The organism is Paenibacillus sp. NEAU-GSW1, from assembly GCF_009737085.1.
Classification (GTDB): domain Bacteria; phylum Bacillota; class Bacilli; order Paenibacillales; family Paenibacillaceae; genus Pristimantibacillus.
In genome coordinates this window covers 1-22,161 of the sequence record NZ_WOVL01000039.1, presented here as the reverse complement: position 1 = coordinate 22,161, position 22,161 = coordinate 1, and the positions used below count along the sequence as shown (strand labels likewise).

General features: G+C 51.0%; 20 protein-coding genes. 16 read left to right on the top strand and 4 right to left on the bottom strand.

The window, feature by feature from the left end:
• Positions 1–123 precede the first annotated feature (123 nt).
• The 5 genes from GOM71_RS22190 to GOM71_RS22170 all read left to right on the top strand — a co-directional run bounded on the left by GOM71_RS22190 (position 124) and on the right by GOM71_RS22170 (position 6,328).
• Positions 124–1,740, top strand: a complete 1,617-nt coding sequence (locus GOM71_RS22190) for a xylulokinase (RefSeq protein WP_156285103.1) — start codon at positions 124–126, stop codon at positions 1,738–1,740.
• A gap of 2 nt (positions 1,741–1,742) precedes the next feature.
• On the top strand, positions 1,743–2,438 hold the full coding sequence (locus GOM71_RS22185; protein ID WP_156285101.1) for an L-ribulose-5-phosphate 4-epimerase: 696 nt from the start codon (positions 1,743–1,745) through the stop codon (positions 2,436–2,438).
• Positions 2,439–2,488: 50 nt separating this feature from the next.
• Positions 2,489–3,913, top strand: coding sequence for an L-arabinose isomerase (gene araA, locus GOM71_RS22180; RefSeq protein WP_156285097.1), 1,425 nt, complete (start codon positions 2,489–2,491; stop codon positions 3,911–3,913).
• Positions 3,914–4,080: 167 nt separating this feature from the next.
• Entirely contained in the window at positions 4,081–5,289 is a 1,209-nt protein-coding gene (locus tag GOM71_RS22175; protein ID WP_156285095.1) for a sensor histidine kinase, read from the top strand.
• Between the two features lie 259 nt (positions 5,290–5,548).
• Complete coding sequence (locus GOM71_RS22170; protein ID WP_156285093.1) at positions 5,549–6,328, top strand: TerC family protein; 780 nt, start codon at positions 5,549–5,551, stop codon at positions 6,326–6,328.
• A gap of 108 nt (positions 6,329–6,436) precedes the next feature.
• On the opposite strand, the gene GOM71_RS22165 is transcribed toward GOM71_RS22170, so the two are convergent.
• From GOM71_RS22165 to GOM71_RS22150, 4 genes are all read right to left on the bottom strand, one after another.
• Positions 6,437–7,138, bottom strand: coding sequence for a DUF1129 domain-containing protein (locus tag GOM71_RS22165; RefSeq protein WP_156285091.1), 702 nt, complete (start codon positions 7,136–7,138; stop codon positions 6,437–6,439).
• A complete protein-coding gene (locus tag GOM71_RS22160) occupies positions 7,131–7,472 on the bottom strand; it encodes a PadR family transcriptional regulator (protein WP_156285089.1) in 342 nt (113 codons plus the stop codon). The genes GOM71_RS22165 and GOM71_RS22160 overlap by 8 nt, the downstream gene beginning before the upstream one ends.
• A 226-nt stretch (positions 7,473–7,698) precedes the next feature.
• Complete coding sequence (locus GOM71_RS22155; RefSeq protein ID WP_173275931.1) at positions 7,699–12,024, bottom strand: AAA family ATPase; 4,326 nt, start codon at positions 12,022–12,024, stop codon at positions 7,699–7,701.
• A gap of 291 nt (positions 12,025–12,315) precedes the next feature.
• Complete coding sequence (locus GOM71_RS22150; RefSeq protein WP_156285083.1) at positions 12,316–12,495, bottom strand: hypothetical protein; 180 nt, start codon at positions 12,493–12,495, stop codon at positions 12,316–12,318.
• Positions 12,496–12,696: 201 nt separating this feature from the next.
• Between GOM71_RS22150 and GOM71_RS22145 the strand changes: the two genes are divergently transcribed.
• From GOM71_RS22145 to GOM71_RS22100, 11 genes are all read left to right on the top strand, one after another.
• Complete coding sequence (locus GOM71_RS22145; protein ID WP_156285078.1) at positions 12,697–13,032, top strand: hypothetical protein; 336 nt, start codon at positions 12,697–12,699, stop codon at positions 13,030–13,032.
• Between the two features lie 33 nt (positions 13,033–13,065).
• Complete coding sequence (locus tag GOM71_RS22140) at positions 13,066–16,935, top strand: S-layer homology domain-containing protein (RefSeq protein WP_156285076.1); 3,870 nt, start codon at positions 13,066–13,068, stop codon at positions 16,933–16,935.
• Positions 16,936–17,095: 160 nt separating this feature from the next.
• Positions 17,096–17,644, top strand: coding sequence for a hypothetical protein (locus GOM71_RS22135; RefSeq protein ID WP_156285074.1), 549 nt, complete (start codon positions 17,096–17,098; stop codon positions 17,642–17,644).
• Positions 17,645–17,708: 64 nt separating this feature from the next.
• Positions 17,709–17,837 (top strand): hypothetical protein, encoded by a 129-nt coding sequence (locus GOM71_RS24775; RefSeq protein WP_301539657.1) that lies wholly within the window; start codon positions 17,709–17,711, stop codon positions 17,835–17,837.
• Positions 17,838–18,094: 257 nt separating this feature from the next.
• The gene (locus GOM71_RS22130) at positions 18,095–18,643 is read left to right on the top strand and encodes a TetR/AcrR family transcriptional regulator (protein WP_253944982.1); all 549 of its coding nucleotides are present in this window, start codon (positions 18,095–18,097) and stop codon (positions 18,641–18,643) included.
• Between the two features lie 26 nt (positions 18,644–18,669).
• Positions 18,670–19,107 (top strand): SRPBCC family protein, encoded by a 438-nt coding sequence (locus tag GOM71_RS22125; RefSeq protein WP_156285070.1) that lies wholly within the window; start codon positions 18,670–18,672, stop codon positions 19,105–19,107.
• Between the two features lie 17 nt (positions 19,108–19,124).
• Positions 19,125–19,505, top strand: coding sequence for a VOC family protein (locus GOM71_RS22120; protein ID WP_156285068.1), 381 nt, complete (start codon positions 19,125–19,127; stop codon positions 19,503–19,505).
• 12 nt (positions 19,506–19,517) lie between these two features.
• Positions 19,518–19,964, top strand: coding sequence for a MarR family winged helix-turn-helix transcriptional regulator (locus tag GOM71_RS22115; RefSeq protein ID WP_253944981.1), 447 nt, complete (start codon positions 19,518–19,520; stop codon positions 19,962–19,964).
• Between the two features lie 53 nt (positions 19,965–20,017).
• On the top strand, positions 20,018–20,866 hold the full coding sequence (locus GOM71_RS22110) for an alpha/beta fold hydrolase (RefSeq protein WP_156285064.1): 849 nt from the start codon (positions 20,018–20,020) through the stop codon (positions 20,864–20,866).
• Between the two features lie 118 nt (positions 20,867–20,984).
• Positions 20,985–21,692 carry a DNA alkylation repair protein gene (locus GOM71_RS22105; RefSeq protein ID WP_367649749.1) on the top strand — a complete coding sequence of 236 codons (708 nt, stop codon included), beginning with the start codon at positions 20,985–20,987 and terminating at the stop codon, positions 21,690–21,692.
• 25 nt (positions 21,693–21,717) lie between these two features.
• Positions 21,718–21,987 carry a hypothetical protein gene (locus GOM71_RS22100; RefSeq protein ID WP_156285062.1) on the top strand — a complete coding sequence of 90 codons (270 nt, stop codon included), beginning with the start codon at positions 21,718–21,720 and terminating at the stop codon, positions 21,985–21,987.
• The last annotated feature ends 174 nt before the right edge of the window (positions 21,988–22,161 follow it).

Genomic DNA, 22,161 nt, shown 5'->3' with positions numbered 1-22,161 from the left:
AAAGCTGTCAGTGAGAGAAAGCGCCTTCTTTTGACCGATACTCCGGTTGTATGACGGGTTTGTTCAGAAGCGGCTATTTATAAGAGTCAAATGAGGTCGAACAGAGAGGGGATTTATGTGATCATGAGTCAAGTGGACTTGAAGGATGCGATCACCAAGGGAGAAACTTCGCTCGGTATCGAATTTGGATCTACGCGGATCAAAGCGGTACTGATCGATCGTCGTTTCGAGACGATTGCATCGGGAAGCTATGAGTGGGAAAACCGGTTGAAAGACGGCTATTGGACGTACAGCCAGGAGGATATTATTACTGGCCTCCAAACCGCTTACCGCGAGATGAAGCAGGAAGTGGAACAGAAATACGGCGTAACCCTTCGGACAGTAGGCTCGATCGGTTTCTCCGCAATGATGCACGGCTACATGGCGTTCGACAACGCCGGCAAGCTGCTGGTGCCGTTCCGCACTTGGCGCAACGCAACGACTGGCCCGGCAGCAAGAGAACTGACGGAATTGTTCCAATTCAATATTCCTGAGCGCTGGACCATCGCCCATTTGTACCAAGCGATCTTAAATGAAGAGGAGCATTTGCCTCGCCTTGATTATGTAACGACGCTGGCCGGATACATCCACTGGCTGTTGACCGGCAATAAAGCGATCGGCATCGGCGACGCTTCCGGTATTTTCCCGATTGATGAGGCAACGCATAATTACCATCCGTCGATGGTGAAGCAGTTCGATGAACGCATCGCAGGCAAAGGCTACCCGTGGAAGCTGGAGGATGTTCTGTCGAAGGTGTATCTCTCCGGCGAACAGGCCGGCGAGCTGACGGAAGCGGGGGCCCGCGTTCTCGACCCGGCAGGCGATCTGCAAGCCGGCATTCCGCTTTGTCCGCCGGAAGGCGATGCCGGTACAGGCATGGTTGCGACGAATAGCGTCAAGAAGCGTACGGGAAATATATCTGTGGGAACGTCCGTGTTTGCGATGATCGTCTTGGAGAAAGAATTGTCCAAGGTATATCCGGAGATCGACATGGTAACGACACCGGACGGCAGTCCGGTCGGCATGGTGCATGCCAACAACTGCTCCAGCGATCTGAATGCCTGGGTAGGATTGTTCCGCGAGTTTTCCGAAGCGATGGGATTTGGCGCAGATTCCGGCAAGCTGTTCAGCGTGCTGCTGAACAAAGCGCTGGAAGCCGACCCGGATGGCGGCGGTTTGCTTAGCTACGGTTACCTCTCGGGCGAGAACATTACAGGAATCGATCAAGGCCGTCCATTGTTCGTTCGCTCGCCGGAAAGCAGCTTTACGCTGGCTAACTTCATGCGGACGCACCTGTTCACCGCTTTCGGAGCATTGAAGCTCGGCATGGACATTTTGACCGAAAACGAGCACGTGGCGATTGACAGCATTTTGGCTCATGGCGGCCTATTTAAAACACCTGTCGTCGGACAAAAAATATTGGCAGGCGCGCTGAACGTACCGATCTCGGTTATGTCCACAGCCGGTGAGGGCGGAGCATGGGGCATGGCGCTTCTCGCTTCTTACATGATTAACAAGAAACAAGAAGATAGCCTGGCAGATTTCCTGGAGCAGCAAGTATTCCAGGCGGTCGAAGGGCAAGAGATTGCTCCGGATCCGGCGGATGTGCAAGGCTTCCAAGCATTCATTAAACGATACCAAGCGGGGCTTGCCATCGAGCAGGCTGCTGTTGACCATCTGCTCGAAAACGGGAGGGGCTAAATTTGTTAGAACAACTGAAAGAAGAAGTGTATCAGGCGAATCTGGAATTGCCGAAACACGGACTCGTGAAATTCACTTGGGGCAATGCGAGCGCCATCGATCGGGAAAGCGGTCTGTTTGTCATCAAGCCGAGCGGCGTCAGCTATGAAAAAATGAAAGCGAGCGATATGGTCGTCGTGGATCTGGACGGCAATGTGGTCGAGGGCGATATGCGTCCTTCCTCCGATACGGCGACTCACGCTGTGCTGTACAAACACTATCCGCAAATCGGCGGCATCGTGCACACGCACTCGACTTGGGCGACCATCTGGGCGCAAGCGGGACTGGATGTGCCGGTTATGGGTACGACGCATGCGGACACTTTCTACGGTGCTGTGCCTTGCGCCCGTTTCTTGAATCAAGAGGAAATTGATCGCGGGTACGAAGCAGAGACAGGCCGCGTAATCATTGAAACATTCGAGCAGCGCGGATTGGATGTTATGGCGATCCCGGCTGTCCTGCTTCAAGGACATGCGCCTTTCACATGGGGAAAAGACGCGAAATCGGCGGTTGTAAACAGCGTCGTGCTTGAAGAAGTGTGCAAAATGAATTTGTACGCTCGCCAATTGAACAATTTCGCCAAAGAACTGCCGCAAGGCATTTTGGATAAGCACTACCTTCGCAAACACGGCAAGGACGCCTACTACGGGCAAAAGTAAGTGAAGCACTTATTAATGACACTATTAATATAGAAAAGAGGATGATGAGCATGTCAGTAACAGCAGCTAAACAATTTTGGTTCGTCGTAGGTTCGCAGCATTTGTACGGGGAAGAGGCGCTTGCTGAAGTTAAAGCGCACGCGCAAACCATGACCGATGCATTGAACAACAGCGGTGTGCTGCCTTACCCGCTCGTTCTGCAAGACCTCGCTGTCAGCGCAGATAAAATTACAAGCATTATGAAAGAAGTAAACTATCGCGACGAGGTAGCGGGTGTCATTACATGGATGCATACGTTCTCGCCTGCAAAAATGTGGATTCGCGGCACGAAATTGCTGCAAAAGCCTTTGCTTCACCTGGCTACGCAGTACAATGAAAGCATTCCTTGGGCAACAATCGACATGGACTTCATGAACTTGAACCAAGCCGCTCACGGCGACCGCGAGTACGGCTTCATCAATGCCCGTCTGAACAAACAAAACAAAATCGTTGTCGGCTACTGGGAGCGTCCTGAAGTGCAGCAGCAAATCGCGGACTGGATGGACGTAGCGGTTGCTTATAACGAAAGCTTTAGCATTAAAGTCGCTCGTTTCGGCGACAACATGCGTAACGTGGGCGTAACGGAAGGCGATAAAGTCGAAGCGCAAATCCAATTCGGATGGACGGTCGACTACTACGGCATCGGCGATCTGGTGCAATACGTGAATGCGGTTAAAGAGCAAGAAATCGATGATTTGATGGCGCAATATGCCGAGCTTTACGACTTCGATTACGGCACGAACGGCAAAGAAGCTTGGGAAGCTAGCGTTCGAATCCAAGCAAGCTATGAAATTGCGATCAAACGTTTCCTGGATGACAAAGGCTACAATGCATTCACAACGAACTTCGAAGACCTGCATGGCATGAAACAGCTTCCAGGTCTGGCTGTTCAACGTCTGATGGCGCAAGGCTACGGCTTTGCCGGCGAAGGCGACTGGAAGACAGCTGCGCTCGACCGCTTGCTGAAAGTGATGAGCCGCAACCAAAACACAGGCTTTATGGAGGATTACACGTACGAAATGGCGGCTGGCCAAGAAGCGATTCTGCAATCGCACATGCTTGAGGTTGATCCGTCCCTGGCAAGCAACAAGCCGAAAATCATCGTTTCGCCGCTCGGCATCGGCGACCGCGAAGACCCTGCTCGTCTCGTATTCGACGGCAAAGCCGGTGAAGGCGTCGTTGTATCGATGGCTGACTTCGGCACGCATTACAAATTGCTGATCAACGAAGTTTCCGCATTCGAACCGACAGTTCCGGCTCCTAATCTTCCTGTCGCTCGCGTCCTATGGTCGGTTAAGCCGAACTTCCAAGACGGCGTGAAAGCTTGGATCGAGAACGGCGGCGGCCACCATACGGTCGTTTCCTTGAACCTGACGACCGACCAAATCATAGCTTACGCTAAGCTGGTTAACCTGGAGTACGTCGTAATTAAGTAAAATAAAAAACCGCTTCTATGGTAATGATGCAGCATCCATTACCAAGAAGCGGTTTTTCTTTGCAGAAAACTGAACTTCAACGAAATGCTGGTAATATTCTCCTCCTTTCGATTATGATGAAAGCACATATACGAAATGCGACATAATAATCTAAAAGTGGTGAATACATGAAGGAGTTTTACAACCGGGTGAATCGAAAAGCCTATTATATTGTCATGCTCATGATTATTGCACTGATGGTAATGGGTTTATTAATAGCTACTGCAGAGCTAACAGGACTTAATTTCGGCTATGTCGTTCATTTTTTGAACGTAATCATTATATCGGCTTGTTTATTGATCTACCCGAAATATGAGACGCATTTTTTTAGAAAGCTCATCATTTCATTTGGGTTTCTTTACTTTTATACGCTCTTCTTTTTATATCCTGAAACGTGGACAACCTTTATTTTTATTTGTTTCATTCCCGCACTTTCGATTCTGTTTTTTGACATGAAGCTGTTTTATTTCTCGTTAATTCTAAACGGGTTATTAATCATCGCTGCTTTCGGTTACATCATCTTCACTGATAAAGGCGGCGCGTACGCCTATTTGCATAATGACATTGCAGGCAATCTCATTAATATTATCGCTTCTCAAGTGTTGATCTTTCTTATTTTTCATTTATCCTTCCGGCGGATGAAAAAGCAGCAGCTGTATTATGAACAATTGCAACAAACGGAGCGATTAAAGCTGACAGGACAATTAACCGCTGCTGTTGCCCATGAAATCCGAAATCCGATCACTGTTGTTCGAGGCTTTCTTCAGCTGTTCAAAGAGGATTCTTCTTTCGGCGACTCGGCCAAAGGCAAATTTAAATTAATGATTGATGAACTAAACACGGTGGAACAGATCGTGTCGCAATTTCTAACCCTTTCAAAGCCCAATAAGGATCAAAGCGCAGAGCAAGTGGATGTGAGAGATGTGATTCAAAGCGTTACAGGCCTGCTCAATTCGTATGCGCTGCTCTCGGATAACCAAATCGATATCGATGTTGAGGAAGATTGTTTTATCTCGATTAACATGATCGAGTTTAAGCAATTGCTCATGAATATGATCAAAAACGCACTAGAGGCCTCGGATGCCGGCAAGTCCGTCGTCGTCACGGCCTATCGAAGTCGCCAGCATATCGAGATCAAAATTATCGATGAAGGATGCGGAATGTCAGAGGCAGAGGTAAAGTCGCTTGGTACTCCTTTTTACTCCTTAAAGAGCAATGGGACTGGCCTGGGGTTAATGATTTGCTACAATATTGTAGAAAAGTATGAAGGGAAATTGGACTATACAAGCTCAAAAGGGCATGGAACAACCGTTACGATTCGCTTCCCGACTGCGTAAAAATAGTATTACTGCTGCTTGAACAATGCTCACCGATAGTATAGACTTTACAAGGGCTATCGGTGGCAGACAAGGCATTCAGCCCGATTGCGGTGCAGCTTTCCTCATAAACGGGGATGGAATCACAACTTTCGGAAAAAATAAAAAAAATTGAACACCTTTGGCCACTTGATACGTATATCATTTACGGTGCAAGAAAACATTAGCTACATACGACGCAAGGCGACTTGCCGCCAGTAGTAGAGGGGAGATTTTTAAGTTGGAATCCATTTGGTTAGAGTATGCTTGGGCGTTATTGATTCTTATTGGTCTCGAAGGTTTGCTGTCGGCGGATAATGCGCTTGTTCTGGCAGTCATCGCGAAGCATTTACCGGATAACCAGAAGAAGAAAGCAATTAATTATGGCATTATTATGGCTTTCGTTTTCCGGTTTGGCGCACTGTTTGCCATTTCGTTTATTGCGAATGTTTGGCAAATTCAGGCGATCGGTGCTGCGTACCTGCTGTACTTGGGCATCAATCATATTGTCAAAGCGCGGTTAAGCAAGGATAAGGATAACGAGAAAAATAAAGAAGAGACGAAGAAGGAATCTGCAGGAAAAGGCTTCTGGCCGACCGTGGGAAAAATCGGGCTTGCGGATCTTGCCTTTGCAATTGATTCCATTCTTGCTGCAGTGGCGTTGGCGCTTGGTCTTCCAGAATCGGGACTTGGCAATTTTGGCGGCATGGACGGAGGAAAATTCCTCGTCGTCTTGCTGGGCGGTATCGCCGGCCTCATTCTCATCAAATTCGCGGCAGCATGGTTCGTCAAGCTGCTTGGACAACGTCCAGCGCTCGAGACTACCGCTTATGCAATCGTGGCATGGGTAGGCGTAAAGCTCGCTGTTATTACTTTGGCTCATGAAGATATCCATGTCTTGGAGCATGACTTCCCTCATAGCACAACTTGGACCGTTATTTTCTATGGTGTGCTGATTGCAATCGCCGTTATCGGCTGGTTCGCGCCAGCGAATAAAAAAGTAACTGCAGATCAAGCCTAGATCTAGCAGCGTAAAAAAAGCCGTACGGCAACTTCTTCGATCCGATTGAAGTTATCGTACGGCTTATTTATATTCGAGCAGCCTCATTTTTTGGCCTGCATAATCGCTTTATTTCGCCAATCTTCCGAGTAAGAACAAGAGGACAATGGACCCGATGAGAACAAGAGCGTGAACGTCGAACAGAACAACGTCTTCCAGCATTACGATTACGATCAAATAAGAGGCGACGGCGGCAACAAGAGTCATGCCCCAAAGCGCCGATTTCAGCGTTACTTTCACCGGCTGTGATCGGCGCTTTTTTACCTTTTCCGTATAGTGAAAGGATCGCTTGCCGATTACGCTCGTGATAATCCAGGCGAATGCGATAATGACGATCGTCGAAATAACGAATCCAAGGCTGAGGGGCAGGTTATAGTCGACCGCTCTTCCCGCAAGCAAATTGGCAGCCAGCTGCCAAGCGTCTTTCATGAAGAAGAGCTGGATCAGCAGCAGGCTGGCAAGGCCGGTTGTCACAATGAAAGTCGCTTCCTTCGCTTTTTCTTTCGCCGATTTGGGAGCGGCGCTGCCTAGAATCTCATTGCAAAACGCTTTATAATCGCTGCCGATGACTTGCGGCAGGTCTTCGCCTCTTTCTTGCGCGGCCAGCGTCATATCCAGCAGATCATGCCTGATTTGTTCGGCCTGAAGCTCGGAAATGTCGCTGACGCGCAAGTACACGACGATATCGGTCAGAATGGCGGCATTCGTTTCGTTTAATTGCAAGCTTAACTCATTATTCGTCTTGAGCAATTGATTGATCGACTTAGCCATTGTGAGTTTCTCCTCCTTGAAGGAACAATTGGTGAACGGCTGCCTGAAGCTCCATCCACTTTTCCCAGAAAACCTCGAGTTCCTTTTCTCCCTGTCCGGTAAGATTGAAATACTTCCTCTTGGGACCTAACGGCGAGTTTTTGTAATTCGCTGCGATTAATCCGTTTTTCTCCAAGCGCAACAATAAGGGATAGATCGTCCCCTCCGATATGTTAGGAAAACCATTGGCTTTCAATTTTTCGGATATCTCATAGCCGTATGTCTCACTATTGCTGATTACTTTCAGGATGCATCCCTCCAGCGTTCCTTTAAGCATTTGTGAGATATCGCTCATTTCATCACCTACCTTGCTATACATAATAGATCGATTAGCTATATTGTATTGCAAGTTAGTAAAAAATGTCAACAGGTTAAGGTTGCCCTTTTTTGCGTTCGCGCCAGCGAATAAAAAAGTGACTGCGGATCAAACCTAGATCCAGCAGCGTAAAAAAGCCGTACGCTAAACTTCTTCGATCCAGTTGAAGTTGGCGTACGGCTTATTTTTTTGAAAAAGACGGTTTTTAATCGAGCAGCTTCAGCTCTTTGGCCTGCATAATCGCTTTCGTGCGCCGGTTTACTTTCAGCTTGGCGAATATATGCTTTACATGCACTTTGACTGTGCCGACCGCGATAACAAGCCGGTCGGCGATTTCTTTATTGGAAAGCCCGGCCGCAAGCAGCGCCAGCACCTCCAGCTCGCGTTCGGTCAACGGCTCGTCCATCGCCTCGATTTGCTCCGGCAGCGGTTCTTCTTCGCTGCCCGCGCTGGAATGCGCTTCGTCTGCTGGCTGACGAAGCACGATCATCATCAGCGCTTGCGAGGCCATTGCGAGCAGGACGCCGATTTGCGCCGCATCGAGCACGCCGGCGGCGAGACGGTTTTCCAAGTAGAGCACGCCAAGCAGCGTGCCATGGATCTTGACCGGCAGGCACAGCAATGACTGCGGACGATGTTGGGCCACGTACGGGTTGCGAGTCGTCCAGCTGTCCGGCTCGCCGTTGTACACGACTGTCTCTTGCGTGCGATAGACGTAGCGGATGATGCCCTCCGGCAGCAGCTGGCTGCCTTGCAGCTCGCGCTCGGCGGCAATGGCCGCTTCATTCGGCTCGGCGTACACTTGAATGCGCAAATCGCCGCCGTCCGCTGACAGCAAGGCGCCAGTGCTTGCTCCGGCATACGTCATCATGACGGTCAGCAGCTCCGCGAGCATCGCGTCGGCACTGTCGCGTCCGGTAATAACACGGGTGGCGCGCAGGATCGCGGCCAGCTCGGCTTCGAGATCGGCCGCTGGCTGGCTCTGCCTGTCGGAAGCTGCTGCCGCTTCGGCGGCTGCTAATGACGTGCCGCTTGGCCGGTCTTGGCCGGCGTGCTGCGACTTCAGCTCGGCCGGATTGCCGCTCAGCTTATCCGAGAGCTGAGCCATTTTTCGCGGCAGCTCCCATTCCGTATATCCCTCCAGCGCAATCCGGTTGTAATGGCGAGCGGCTGCCCCGCGCCCGCTGCGTTCATAGAACTGCCCGGCCAATTCGCCTCCAAGCGCTTTAGCGCGTATATCTCCGAATTCGTAAGCTTCCCGGAGCGCCTTGTCATATAAAGTCTCGGCTTCTTTCGTTCGTCCCCGAGCTTCAGCATAGGCGGCATGCAGCAGCGTGCAGCGCGCCCGGAAGTTAATTTCGCTGCCTTTAGCGAATCGCCGGAAGCGGCGCAGCAGCTTTTGAATGCGAATCGTCTTGTTGCGGGTATGCTGTGCCGCCATTCCTTCAGCAATGCATAAGCCGATCAGGGCCAACGCTTCATAGAAACAGCATTCCGGCAGATGCGGCAAATGGGTCGCATACGGCTCATGCGGAACTGCCTTGGCGGCCCATGCCGCTGCTTCCTCGTAACGCTCTTCTAAGAAGTACAATTGCACTTTATAGGTACTGTACTGATAAAGGGTCGTTGCCGCGGTTTCCTCTTGCCCGATACGGGCGAGAAACGCTTCTTCGGAAAAACCCTCGTCATTGAACGATACCGGCGAATCGGTTTTATTCTGAAGCGCAGCCATCCATTGCTCATATAAATAGAAGTTTTGCTGCACGAACTCGTCCTTTGTCGTTTCGAGCACGGTCATATATCCGGCTATCACGCGCGTCAGCTCGCTAAGCGAACTTCGCGTATACAGCGAATTCACGTGGCCGCCCATGGCATAGCTGGCGAAAATATAATTGCCTGCGTTCATGCCGTGGCGCATGGCCTGCGGCAAGTAAAAATCGGTTTCGCGCGCGTCTCCCGCGAAGATGCTGGTGACCGCGCTGTACATGGTATAAGCCATGCTGCTGACCGATGCCATGCCGCTGCTTTCCGCCAGCTGGATGCCAAGTCCGCCAAGCTTCCGGCCTTGAGCGTGATTGCGCCAGGCGGTTTCGGCAAGCATGCCGTAAGCCGAGAAAACGACGGCTGCCAGCGGGGATTGGCCGCCGCGCAGCAACAAGCGCAACGCCCGGCTCGTCAGCAGGAAAAACATGCTTTTATCAGTGAAAAAGCTCGACGGCACGATGGCGGCGATCAAATCTAAGGCGGCAATGGACTGCGGATCGTCCATTGCCGGCAGCTGCTGCAGCCGATCTTTGGCGCGAAGCAGCTGCCAGTTTGTTTTCCACTTCTCGTGAAGCAGCCGCAGCGGTCCCGGGCCAGTAGACAAGCGGATGCCGAATTCCGCCAAGCTGTGCAGTCCGAGTGCCGTTCCTTCGGCATATTTGCCTTGATTAATGAGCTGCATGATGCGGATCATACGAATGCGGCTCCGCTCGATCGGATTGCGCGCTCGTGCCAGCAACCGTTCAATCCGCTGGAGCGAATCTTCGGCTTGACCGCATAGATAGGCGCATTCCGCCAGGCGGGCGTGCAGCTCAAAGCATAACTCGAAGTGCCTGTTCCAATGCCGCTCCTCAAGAAGCGAGCTGCCGCGGCTGAAATAACCGAGCGCAGCGTCGTAGGCCGAAGAGGCCAAGGCGCGGTTGCCGGCCTTCAAATTCAGCTCCGCCAGTGAAAGTCTTTCCTCGTCGCCGCGCAGCAGCTCCGCGCCGCGGTTCATATGCAGCGTCTGCTCGAACAGCCGCTCGTCCCGCTCGCTTTCGTCTGCGCTTCCGGCGGAAAGCGCTCGTCCGAGCGCCAGATGCAGCTTCGCTCGCTCCGGCTCGCCGATCCGGCCATAGATCAGCTTATGGATGCTGTCATGGGCGAAACGGACGCTTCCATCGGGCAACGGCTGCGGAAGGATCACCCCTTCGGTTTCCAACGCATGCAAGGCGGCGAGGCGGTCTTCTTCGGTTAGTCCGCATACAGACGCGGCCAGCTCGGCGGCAAATGCGCTGCCGATACAGGATGCGGCTTCCGCCAGCTTGACGGCGGTTTGCGGAAGCAATCCAAGGCGGTATTCAAGCAGGCCGCCGACTTCGAATTCCGCATCGTCGTTGGCGAATGAATCGAGCTGCCATTGCCAAACATTTTTGTCCGGCTGAAACTGCAGGCGCTGCTCATCTCGCAGCCGAAGCAGCAGCTGCTTGAAGTGAAACGGATTTCCGCCGGTACGTGCAGCGATGGCGTCGCTCAGCGGCTGCGTCTGATGCTCGTCAGCACCGAGCGTGCCAGCTGCCAACTGGTTTAAGGTAGCCATCGGGAGCGAAACAAGCCGGATTTGCCTTACGGCGGTTTGTTCGGAGGCGCTTCCTTTATCGCCTAAGCCTGGGAGCTTAATAGAAGCTTCAATCTCAGGGCGATAAGCGCCGACGAACAGCAAGTATTGGCATTCCGGATCGCGGATCAGCGAATCCAGAAGCTGGAGGGACGATTCGTCCGCCCATTGCAAATCGTCGATGAACAGCACAAGAGGGTGCTCCTTTGCCGCAAGCGCCTGTGCGAAGCGGCGAAACGCATAGAAGAAACGTTTGCGCGCTTCTGCTGTCGGCAGCTCCTCCTCGCCTCCGGCATCGGTTCCAAACAGCAGGCGCGCTTCGGGAATGAGTGCCGAGATGACGCCGGCGACGCTTCCCATCGCTGCCGTCAGTCTGATGCGCCACGCATCGACGGACGCCTCGGATTCGCCAAGCAGCCGGCGAATGAGCCCGCGAAACGCTTTAACGATTGGCTCATATGGAACGCCTGCCGCAAGCTGATCGAATTTGCCGGAGATGAAATAGTAGGAATCGGCAAGCCTGCCGTCGCGGAACGTTTCCTCAATGAGCCGCGTTTTGCCGATGCCAGCTTCTCCGCATACGTATACGGCTTCGGAAGAGCCAAGGCAGACCGAACGAAACGCTTTCTCGATCTGGGCGGCTTCGGAATCCCGGCCGTAAAAGCCGGGAGCGCCGGGCTGGGCCGGATTGGCCTGCTCGCATACTTCAAGCGCAGCCAGCAGGCTTTCAGCCGAACTGAACCGGTTATTCGGATTTTTGTCCAGCAGCTTGAGAATAAGCTGCTCGACCGCCTCCGGCAGCTCGGGCAGACGACCGCGCAGCGGGGGAGGGCTCTGTGCCAGATGCATGTACATCCACGCGAGCGGATCATCGGCCGTAAAAGGCGGCTCGCCGGCCAGCATTTCATAGAAAATAACGCCTAATGAATAAAGAGAGCTTCGTTCATCCTCCTGCCGTTTCATGCGTCCGGTACGCTCGGGAGAGCAGTACGGCCAGTCCGCCTCGCTGAGCGGTCCCCGGCGTTCGGGCTGCATCAGCCAGACCTGTCCATTCGGGATTATCCCAATGGCAGCCGGCCGTAAATCAGGCAGCGAAAAGCCTTGTTTGAAGCTGTCGGCGAGAGCGGCTGTCATTGCGCGGGCAAGCGGCAGAAATTGGTCTAGCGGCATTGAGGGTTGAGCGCATAAGCGTTCACTTAACGTACTAATTTTCGTATACGGGTGTTCGAAGCCGTTAGGGGAAGAGCCGGCATGCTGCATCTATTGAACCATCCTTCGAGCAATCTGAGAGATCTAGGGCACTTATTGAGAGTCTGATAACGTTTAATAGGCCTCGTTTCTAGTCTATCGTTAGGGGATAATTCTGTAAATTGCCGGTTTTAGAGGCAGGGGTTGATCTGAATAAGGAGAAAAAAGTAAAACGCCGGGATAAACTCGGCGTTTTACTTTGTTGTAATAAGATTATTCCCCGCTGCTTAATACGAGGGTGACAATCGTGACAATTACAGTCGCGATCAGCATGACTATAAAATACCACTTCGTAAACGTCCGTGTCAGGGTTGTTCCATTCAGCCACGAACCTACGTAAACAACGATTGTAAAAATAATCATTGCAACCAACGCGATTAATGCATTTTCCATAGGGCCTTCCATTCCTTCCCTTGTAATGTCTTCGTTTCCCTATCTTAAAGAAGCGCCATGAACTGCTCCATACCTCTTTTGCCGTATTTTTCAGCGAAAAAGAGCAGATAAACGATAAAATACCCCAAAAGGGTAATAGTTTTATGCCCGGCGGTGCCTTAATCTTCTCTAATGGAAGCTATTGAGAGGAAGGTGAGCAAGATGGCCGAAGCTCCTATCCCTATTGCTCGGGGAAGGCGACCTGCGCTTATCGCGAATATTGTCATTCATTTGTTGTACGGGTTGTCCTTGCCGGTATGGTACATCATATCGATGTTTTCCGTTATGCTGTTCGACGATCCGAACGCCGATCAGTTTCCGCCGGTATTGATTCTTTACTACAGCCTGCAAAGCTACCCTTACGTAACGGTCGCCGCAATTGTGATCTCCTGGGTTTTATACATGAGACGCCGCTACCGTTGGGCCGTGCTGATAAACCTCCTGCCTGTCGCCGTAGTGGCGGCCGGGTTTGTGCCTATGCTGATATGGGGGCAATAGCAAGACGATTTTATTAGTGAAAGGAACATCCGCATGAAAAGAAGAAGCTTACTCTCCTCGCTGGCAGCCATCACCCTGCTGCTGCCGCTGATCGGCACGTTTGCCACCGTCTTATCGCCGGCGCCGGTTAACGCCGCAGCTGCTTCGGGAAAACTAATGCTTAGCTATCAGACGTACACCAACGCATTCTATACCGGCACGGTAACTGAGTTCACATACAGCTCGGGCGGCGTTGTCCATCAGAACTCCACAGCCCCTGCAACAGCCGATTGGGTTACGCCATCGGGCTATTATGATAGCGGCTGGAACACCAATAGCTGGAATGAAGTCTATACGTACAGCGATTTCGGCGTAATCAGTCAAACGAGTAATCCGGCTAGCATTCCGGCAACCGCCGCTTGGGCGACGATTTCATCCTTTCAAGTGGAAGACGCTCTTTCAACGGAAACGATTGGCAATACCGTCTTTCATTATTCAATTAACGGAACCGATGTAGTAACCGCTACGGACGCGTTGGATATTCCTGCTAACGCGCTTTGGGCGTCGCTTGTTTCTTTTACGGACGGCTGGACCCAAATTCAAAATGAACAATTTACATCGTACTCGCTCGGAAGAACGGCGCCGTCGGTGCAATCGTTCACAATTACGTCCGATAGCGCTAATCCAACCTATTCGAAGAACGGCAATACGGTGGTCGTTATGCTGCAAACGGATGTACCGATTGCAGAACCTGTTCTGGGAATTGGCGGCATTAATATGCCTGTAGCGGGAAGCGGCACCAGCTGGAGTGCCGTTCTTACCCTATCCGGGGCTGTATCGGAAGGGCCGCTGTCCGTATCCGCTTCCTTCTATTCGCTGGAGGGCGCTCCGGGTCCGGTTCAATCCGGGACGACGGATGGATCAGCTGTCTATTATGACAATACAGGGCCTGCCCTTTCCAGCTCCCTGTCTCCCGCCGGCGCGACCAATGCGAATGTTACGGTAGAAGTAACGGCGAGTGATGCGGGAAGCGGCGTTGCACTGACTAAATGGGCAGCCGGAACGCAAACCGCAGCTTACTTCTTAACGCAAGGAACCGTATTCGCGGACAGCTTCACAGCGACTGCCAACGGAACCTATTCCATATACGCCCGTGATCAAATCGGCAATCATGCGTTGATTTCTGTAACCGTCTCGGGCATTGACCGTACGGCACCGACCGTTGCATTATCGGCAAGCACGATCACGCCGACCAACACGGACATTACGGTTACAGCGGCTGCTGCCGATAATGTTGCAGTCAGCAAGCTGCTATGGTCTTTAGGAACGCAAACGGCGGCCTATTTTCAAGCGGGCAACGGAACAACATTTACCGATCAATTTTCGGCAGCTTCAAACGGCACTTATTCGGTTTATGCAGAAGATACCGCCGGCAACTATGCGCTAACGACGCTAACTGTGTCGAATGTGTTCAAGCAGGCGCCGGAAATTACGCTTACGCGTTCTCCGGAAGGGCCGACGCAAGATTCCGTGTACGTCGGCATTGAAGCGCAAGCCATCGGAGAAGATGAAGGCAATACGCTTGCTGCGCTCCGCTGGGCGGAGGGTGAAGAGACGGCGGCTTTCTTCGCAGGGGGCGGCGGACAGGATGCGCTTGCTGATTTAGAATTCGAAGGCGACGAGAATGGACGATACTCGGTTTACGCGCGGGATATCGCCGGCAACGAGACTGTATCGACCATCGACATTGCGAATATTGACCGCACAGCGCCGACGGTGACATTGACGCCGGATATTACCGGACTGACCAACGAATACGTGACCGTTACGGTAGATGCGGAAGACACCGGCAGCGGCATAAGCGAAGTGCTTTGGTCTGCAACCGAACCAGAGCCGGACAGCCCGTGGCCTTCCAGCGAGGTGGAGGACGGCGAGTTTATAGCCGAATCCAACGGGACATACACGGTCATTGCATTTGACAATGCAGGTAATGAAACGATCAGGCAAATTAATGTAACGAACATTATAACCGATGGTCCCGCGCTAGAGCTTGAACCCGAGACTACGGAGCCTGCCGAGAAAGTTACAGTGTCGATAGAGGTATCCGCAGTGGGCGCTGGGAATGGAATAGAAGCAGTCTTGTGGGCGGTTGGGAATTTGCCGGTCGGCTTTTTCCGCGAAGGCATAAGTGAAGATATTACGGCTGAGATGCAGTTCGATGCAACTGCCAACGGGACTTATACGGTCTACGCTCGCGATCTGGCAGGCAACGAGACAATTGAAACAATTGATATTGATAATATTCGGAGTGCCAATGCGGATCTTGCTGTGCTTGCCGTGATGACCGGCGCGGAAGAGGCGCTTTCGCTGTCGCCGGCGTTTGCTCCTCAGCAGCTGAGTTATACGCTGCAAGCAGGCTCTAACGTACAGTCCATTCTATTGATGGCTGAAGCGGCTGACGGTGCTGCATCCGTAACGGTAAACGGTAAGCCCCTTGCCGCAGGCTCTTCCACCTCGGTAAAGCTTCGCACAGGCGTCAATACGATTCGTGTCGTCGTAACGGCCGAGCTTACGTCTGTTGTACGGACCTATATAATTGAAGCTACCCGTGAAGGAACGGTTTCCTCCGGAATTGCGCCAAATAATGTGTTTATTGCGGAGCTGAACGGCAAGGAGACAGAGGGACTAAATGAAACGATCGCCAGCGGATCAGATGGAACGAACACCTATGATTTGAAGCTGGATGATGCTTCGGAAATTATCGCTCTTTCTCAGGCAAACGGCGAGAACGAGCTGCGCATCGGACCGTACGGCGGATCGGCGCCGCAGATCGATGCCGTTACGCTCACGCTGTCGGCAAAAGCGCAGTCGCAGCTGAAGGAGCGAAACATTAAGCTGACGCTTGATATTGGCGATGCTCTATATGAACTGCCAGCCGGCTCTTCCGCTGACGGAGGCGGCGAGCTGAAGGTGCAGCTGAGAGCGCTTCGCCAGCAAGCGGATACGGAGCAACTGCTTAGCGGAGCAGCTTTAACGGCATCGAGGGAGTGGAAACTGAAGCTCGCAGGCGTTCCGATTGCGTTTGCAACAAATGCAGTAAATACAACTACAGAGGATTCGCTGATTGTTTCTTTACCGGATGGATTTGATGCGGCGGCTCTGCGCAAGCTCGCCGTCTTCTTGGAAAGCGGTGTTGAAACGAAGGCGATCGCAGCGGGCACTATTCGATATGATTCGAAAGGGCAAGCAACGGGCATTGCGTTCGATGCCGGCGCTTCGGGCCGTGCTGCCGTCCTGCAAGCTGAGCCTGTAACGGTTAAGTACGAGAGCTACATTAACGGTAACGCCGACGGCAGCTTTGCTCCGTCGCGGTTATTAACGCGAGCAGAGCTGGCTGCGCTTATCATGAAGCTGTCTAAAGCTGAAGGGTACGAAGCTGCAGAAAGCAGTGATGCTGCGGTATTTAGCGATGTGCCGCAAAGCCATTGGGCAGCTGAGGCCATCAAATATGTGTCCGCTGCCGGCTGGATGAACGGCGGATCGGGCGGACTGTTCCGTCCGAACGACACGCTGACGCGGGGGGAGATGGCTGCTGTACTCGTGCGGTGGCGCGAGGTTGAGGTTTCCGGTTCGGCAGGCTCCCAGGGTTCCCATTGGGCTTCCGAGGCGCTATCTGCCACCGAGCAGCTAGGCTGGATGCGGGATTACACGGACGGCACTCCCAGCCCGGATGACAAAATGACGCGCGCCCACGCGATTAGGGTACTGAACCTCGTGTTTGGCCGACCGTCGCTTGCGGAAGGAGGTCCAACTTGGACCGACGTGCCGGCTACCCATTGGGCGGCAGGCTTCATCCGTTCCGCTGCGCAAAATTTCGAGGCGCATTATTACCTCAGCGGCGAGGTTGAGCTGATCGTGAAGTGAAAAGGACTGCCCAAAAAGAGACCGTCGAAAGCTGACGGTCTCTTTTCGTTTGTCTCCAAGCAAGGCTAATATTTTAACAAAATTCCCCTTTGTCAAAGCAGGTGAAGCGGAGAAATTGTAGAATAATGTAATAAAAAACCATATTAGGAGCGGTAATAGCATGTATGAGAATCGGCCAGCGAGCCATGAAGTAATGGAATATAACTACGACAGACCTTTTAGCGTTACGCTGCTTGCTATTCTGCTTATTCTCGGTGGCGGCTCCTTAGTCGTTGTCCAGCTAATTACATTCGCATCATTAAGCAAGTTTTTGGCAGAGCTCGGCTTTTCCGGAGTGCTGATCCAAGTTGCGATTGCTTTCTTAGGCTTGCTTGGAATTGCAAGCGGAATTGGAACTTTTCTCGGTAAGAAATGGGGATGGTGGCTCGCCGTGTTTTATTTCGCATACGCCATCTCTCGTAATCTCACTGCAATCATCTCGATACAGGATATCATAAGTCAGGTAGGCGCACCTGAAAATGGGGCAGGGAGCTACTACTTGAAGTACGGCATACGAGCAGTGTGGAACGGTCTAATTCTCTGGTATCTAGTTCGGAGCGAGGCCGTGAACAGTTACTTTTCGACTGGGGATACGCCGAAGTGGAAAGCGATACTGGTCGTATTCGGGATCATTGCTCTTATCTATGCTTTCTTTAATATCTTTTTCTAGAGCACAATCTTTAGCTTCTTAAACCAAATGTAAACAAAGTTTCCTTCGTTTTAAAGTTATGTTCATGAATGCTCACCTCTCATGGGTAAATGAGGAGTCCGGCGAAGACATTCCTCAGCCGATTAAACTGCATTTTGAAGCTGAAGCGCAGGCGATCCAAGAAGCAAGGGCAGTCGGAGGGCTTCAAATCTAAATCCAAAGGATGGAACATTATAACTTTACCGATTTCCAATTTTATTCCCCGGTGCTTCGATACTTGGGCAACAAGACTAATACTCTGGGGCTGTCCTTTAGGACGGCCTTTATTTTTTTCGCTCAGGTTGACAGGGTTGAAAATTATGGATATTGTATAAATAGATAATGTTAGTGAGTACTAACTATAACATTTTCCACTCAGAAAAGGTGATTGCCGTGGAACATACGCAGACATTAGACAATAAAAGCAAATTAATGCTGGCAGCCATCGACTTAATGGCAGAAAAAGGCTATAAGGGCGTATCCACGAAGGAGATCGCAGCAGCCGCCGGCGTTAGTGAAATGACGCTGTTCCGCAATTTTGGCAACAAGCTGAACCTGCTGGAGAACGCGGTTCAACATTTTCACTACTCGGTGGAAATGGCCAGTCTCTTTGAGGAGAAGATCGTTTGGGATTTGCGCGCGGATTTGCTCATGATTAGCCAAACGTATCAGGAAATGATGAGCCGCAACCGCAAGCTGTTCCTTATCGTGCTGGGAGATAACGATTTGGCCGGCATCCGGGAGAGGGCGCAGCAGCATCCGCGGAAACTGCTTGCATTGTTAACGGATTATTTTACAGAGATGCAGAGACAGAACAAGCTCATTGCTGCCGATGCCGAAACGCAGGCAATTACGTTTATGTGGATGAATTACGGAGCGTTTATGTCGCAGCTGTTTACCGAGTCTCCGATTTCTACGGTGACTATGCAAAATTTCATGCATTCGAGTGTGGAGCTATTCGCAAGAGGGTTAACCCCGTAACGAAGAGGCTGATAGGAGGCATTCTATTGGATAATAAGCAACAGTTTACTGCGAAGAAGGTTGTAGGCCAAACCGCATCGGCAGGCTTTCAGATTGGTGTAAGGAGGACGCTTCCGGTATCGCCGGAAGAAGCCTGGGCGTTTCTTACCTCACCTGAGGGATTAACATTATGGATCGGAACCGTACCGCTTCTGACGTGGACGGAGGGCGAGTCGTTTACATCTGCTGAAGGCGTGTCGGGGCAATTAAGAGTCGTCAAGCCATTGCGGCAGTTGCGTTTAAAGTGGGGGAAGAAGGATTGGGAGAAGCCTTCGACCTTGCAAATCCGGCTCCTGTCCGACAAACCGGGCAAAACGACGATCAGCTTTCATCAAGAAAATCTGGATCATCCCGGCACACGGGAACAGATGAAGCTGTACTGGGAAGACGTGTTGGGCAAGTTAGCCGACGCGCTAATCAAATAAGAAGGGGAGAATAACGAATGAATAGATTCAGCCATATCGATCTTCGAGTAAACGATTTGGGAAGTGTTTTGCCTTTTTACGAACAGCTTTTGCCGGAACTGGGTTTTACCCGTAGCTTCCATAGCGCCAATTGGAAAGTGTTTGCCGCCGACGGCGAATTGCCTAGCGCCGCTTATTTTGCCATTACGGAGGACCGTGTTCATAAGCCCAATGAGAATCTGACCGGCTTCTGGGGGAAAGATCGGGAGGAAGTGGATCGTATCGCTTCGCTGGTAAAGCAAGCCGGGGGGACGATTAATGACGGTCCCAGGCTGTTTCCGATAAGTCCAACGTATTATGCCGTCTACTTCGAGGATCCTTGCGGCAATAAATACGAAATGGTGCATCGCTTGAATTAGTTTGACAATTGTTTGACATCAAACTATAATGCGGATATGGAAACTAGAGACGCCATTTCGTTAATCTCCAAGATCAGAGAAAAAGTAAATCGCTTTATCGTATTAGAAATGGAACAGCATGGGATGAACGGTATCGGCACTTCACATGGCGATATCATCTATTCGCTCTTCAAGTCGTCTAGACTGACAATGGCGGATATTTCCAAAAAAATCGGAAAGGATAAATCCACAGTTACTGCGCTTGTCGATAAGTTGGTTCGTCTTGGCTTTGTGACGAAGGAACGGGACACGGCGGACACGAGGGTTGTTTACGTGGCATTGACCCCAAAGGGGAGTGAGCTGGAAACGGTCTTTGAAACCATATCGCAAGAAATGCTGGACGTATTCTACTCGAACATCACAGATAAAGAAAAAGCGGATTTGCTTGCTATTTTAAAAAAGATATATAACAACTTTTAAATTTTTTTCGGCAAATAGTTTGATATCAAACAAAATGACCGGAGGCTATAAACATGAACGATTATACGAAATCTCTGCCTGAGCATACGGTGAAATATATCGGAGAGAATGATTTGTTTTTAGAGATTTTTGAGGGTATCCTTCCGGAGTCCGGGCAACAAAGGCCCCCTCTGCTTTTTGTTCACGGCGCTTTTACAGGGAGCTGGATGTGGAGCAAATACATTCCTCACTTTATAAGCAAGGGATGGAATTGCTTCGTCATGAACATGAGAAGCCACTATAAAAGCAGGCACATGGATATGACGCGGATTACCTTTGAGGATTATCTTGAGGATGTGATGCAGGCAATTGTGGAATGCGGTGTACCGCCAATCGTAATCGGATTTAGCATGGGCGGAATATTAAGCGAGAAGCTGGCGGAAACCGTCGATATCGCCGGTCTTGTATTGCTCGATTCCGTTGTCAGCAGAGAAGTCAATGAAGCTGTGCCGTATAATTCGTTAGGCCAGTTGTTTTCAGAAATCGTAGTGCCTGCCCCAATCCGTGAAGAGTTGGCAAGCGCAGATGAATCGGCGGATGATATTGCATTTCAAAATAAATATTTGGCGATAGAGTCTGCCAAGGCATTTAACGCTTTTATATTTTCCCCGGAATCAAATGGCATATCGATTGACAGCCACTCCATCGGTTGTCCAAGTCTGGTCATTCGAGCGGTCAACAGTGAGGATGACGAACGGCGGGGCCAGGCGCAGGCGAAGCTCCTTCGCGGGGAGTACAAAGGGCTTTGGAACACGACACATACCGGTTTGCTCGCGGGACAGCGATACAGGGAAGCGGTGGATGCCATTACGGATTGGCTAGAGCGCTTGATGTCTGCCAGACGCGTAGAGGTTAAACAATAAAGCTGAAAAATTGAAGCGGTCTTATTCCAGAAAGTATAGGGCAAAGGCCGCTTTATGTTATATTCAATTTAAGAAAGCTTGTCCCCGACGACAAACTAGAATAAAGGATGTGCGAACAGTGAATCTGGAATCGGTCATGCAAGAGCTTGAAGCGCTAGGCAAGGAACGCACGAAAAAAATATATATGTCCAATGGCGCGCACGAGCCGCTTTTTGGCGTGGCTACCGGCCAGATGAAGCCGATCCTCCGAAAAACAAAGCTGAACCAGACACTGGCCAATGAGCTTTATGCTACAGGAAATTATGACGCCATGTACTTTGCCGGAGTTATCGCGGAGCCGAACGTCATGACGGAGGCAGATTATGAGCGTTGGATGGAAGGCGCTTATTTCTATATGCTTTCGGACTATGTAGTCGCTGTAACCTTGTCGGAATCGGATATTGCGCAAGAGGTTTCGGATAAATGGATTGCGAGCGGCGATGAGCTGAAAATGTCGGCGGGCTGGAGCTGTTACTGCTGGCTGCTTGGCAATCGTCCGGACAGCCAGTTCTCCGAAGATAAAATCGCTGGGATGCTTGAGCTTGTGAAAAATACGATTCACGATGCCCCTGAACGAGCGAAATATGCGATGAGCAATTTCTTGTACACGGTGGCGGTATCCTACCAACCGCTCCATGATCAGGCGATCGAGACGGTGAATGAAGTAGGCCAGATCGAAGTAAACCGCGGCACGCCAAAGAGCAAGTTTTTGAGCACTTCCGCTAACATTCAGAAGGCGATAGATAAAGGCCAAATTGGTTTTAAACGCAAGCATGTAAGGTGTTAGTGTGGTGGAAGGAAAGGGGAACGCAATGAGCAAAAAAAGTATTCTGTTAGGCATTCTGATTTCCTTATTGCTGCCAGCCATTTATTATGCGGCAGTTATAATGGGAGTCTTAAACCTGTCGACCGTTATGGAGTTGTTTCGTCCCGCCCCGGATGAGTTTCAGTATGGGGACTCCTATTTCGTCGTGGCGCATTTTAACCCCGTCGAATTTCTTCTGCTAGCTGCGCTTATCTTTGTGATTTATATGATCGTTCTATCGGTTATCCGCTATGTGAAGCGTAAAGCCGCTCGTTAGAGCAAAAGAGGCCGTCCCAAAAGTGGTTCGCTCGCTGAAAAAACGGCTCGCATCAGTAATTGAAGAAGCGGTATTCATGAAAATAGTGTTGCAGAGAGCTATCCCTGCAACACTATTTTTCGATTTTGATGCTTTGTGGCTTTCTTCAGCAAATGATGGGCAAGCGAAAGCCAC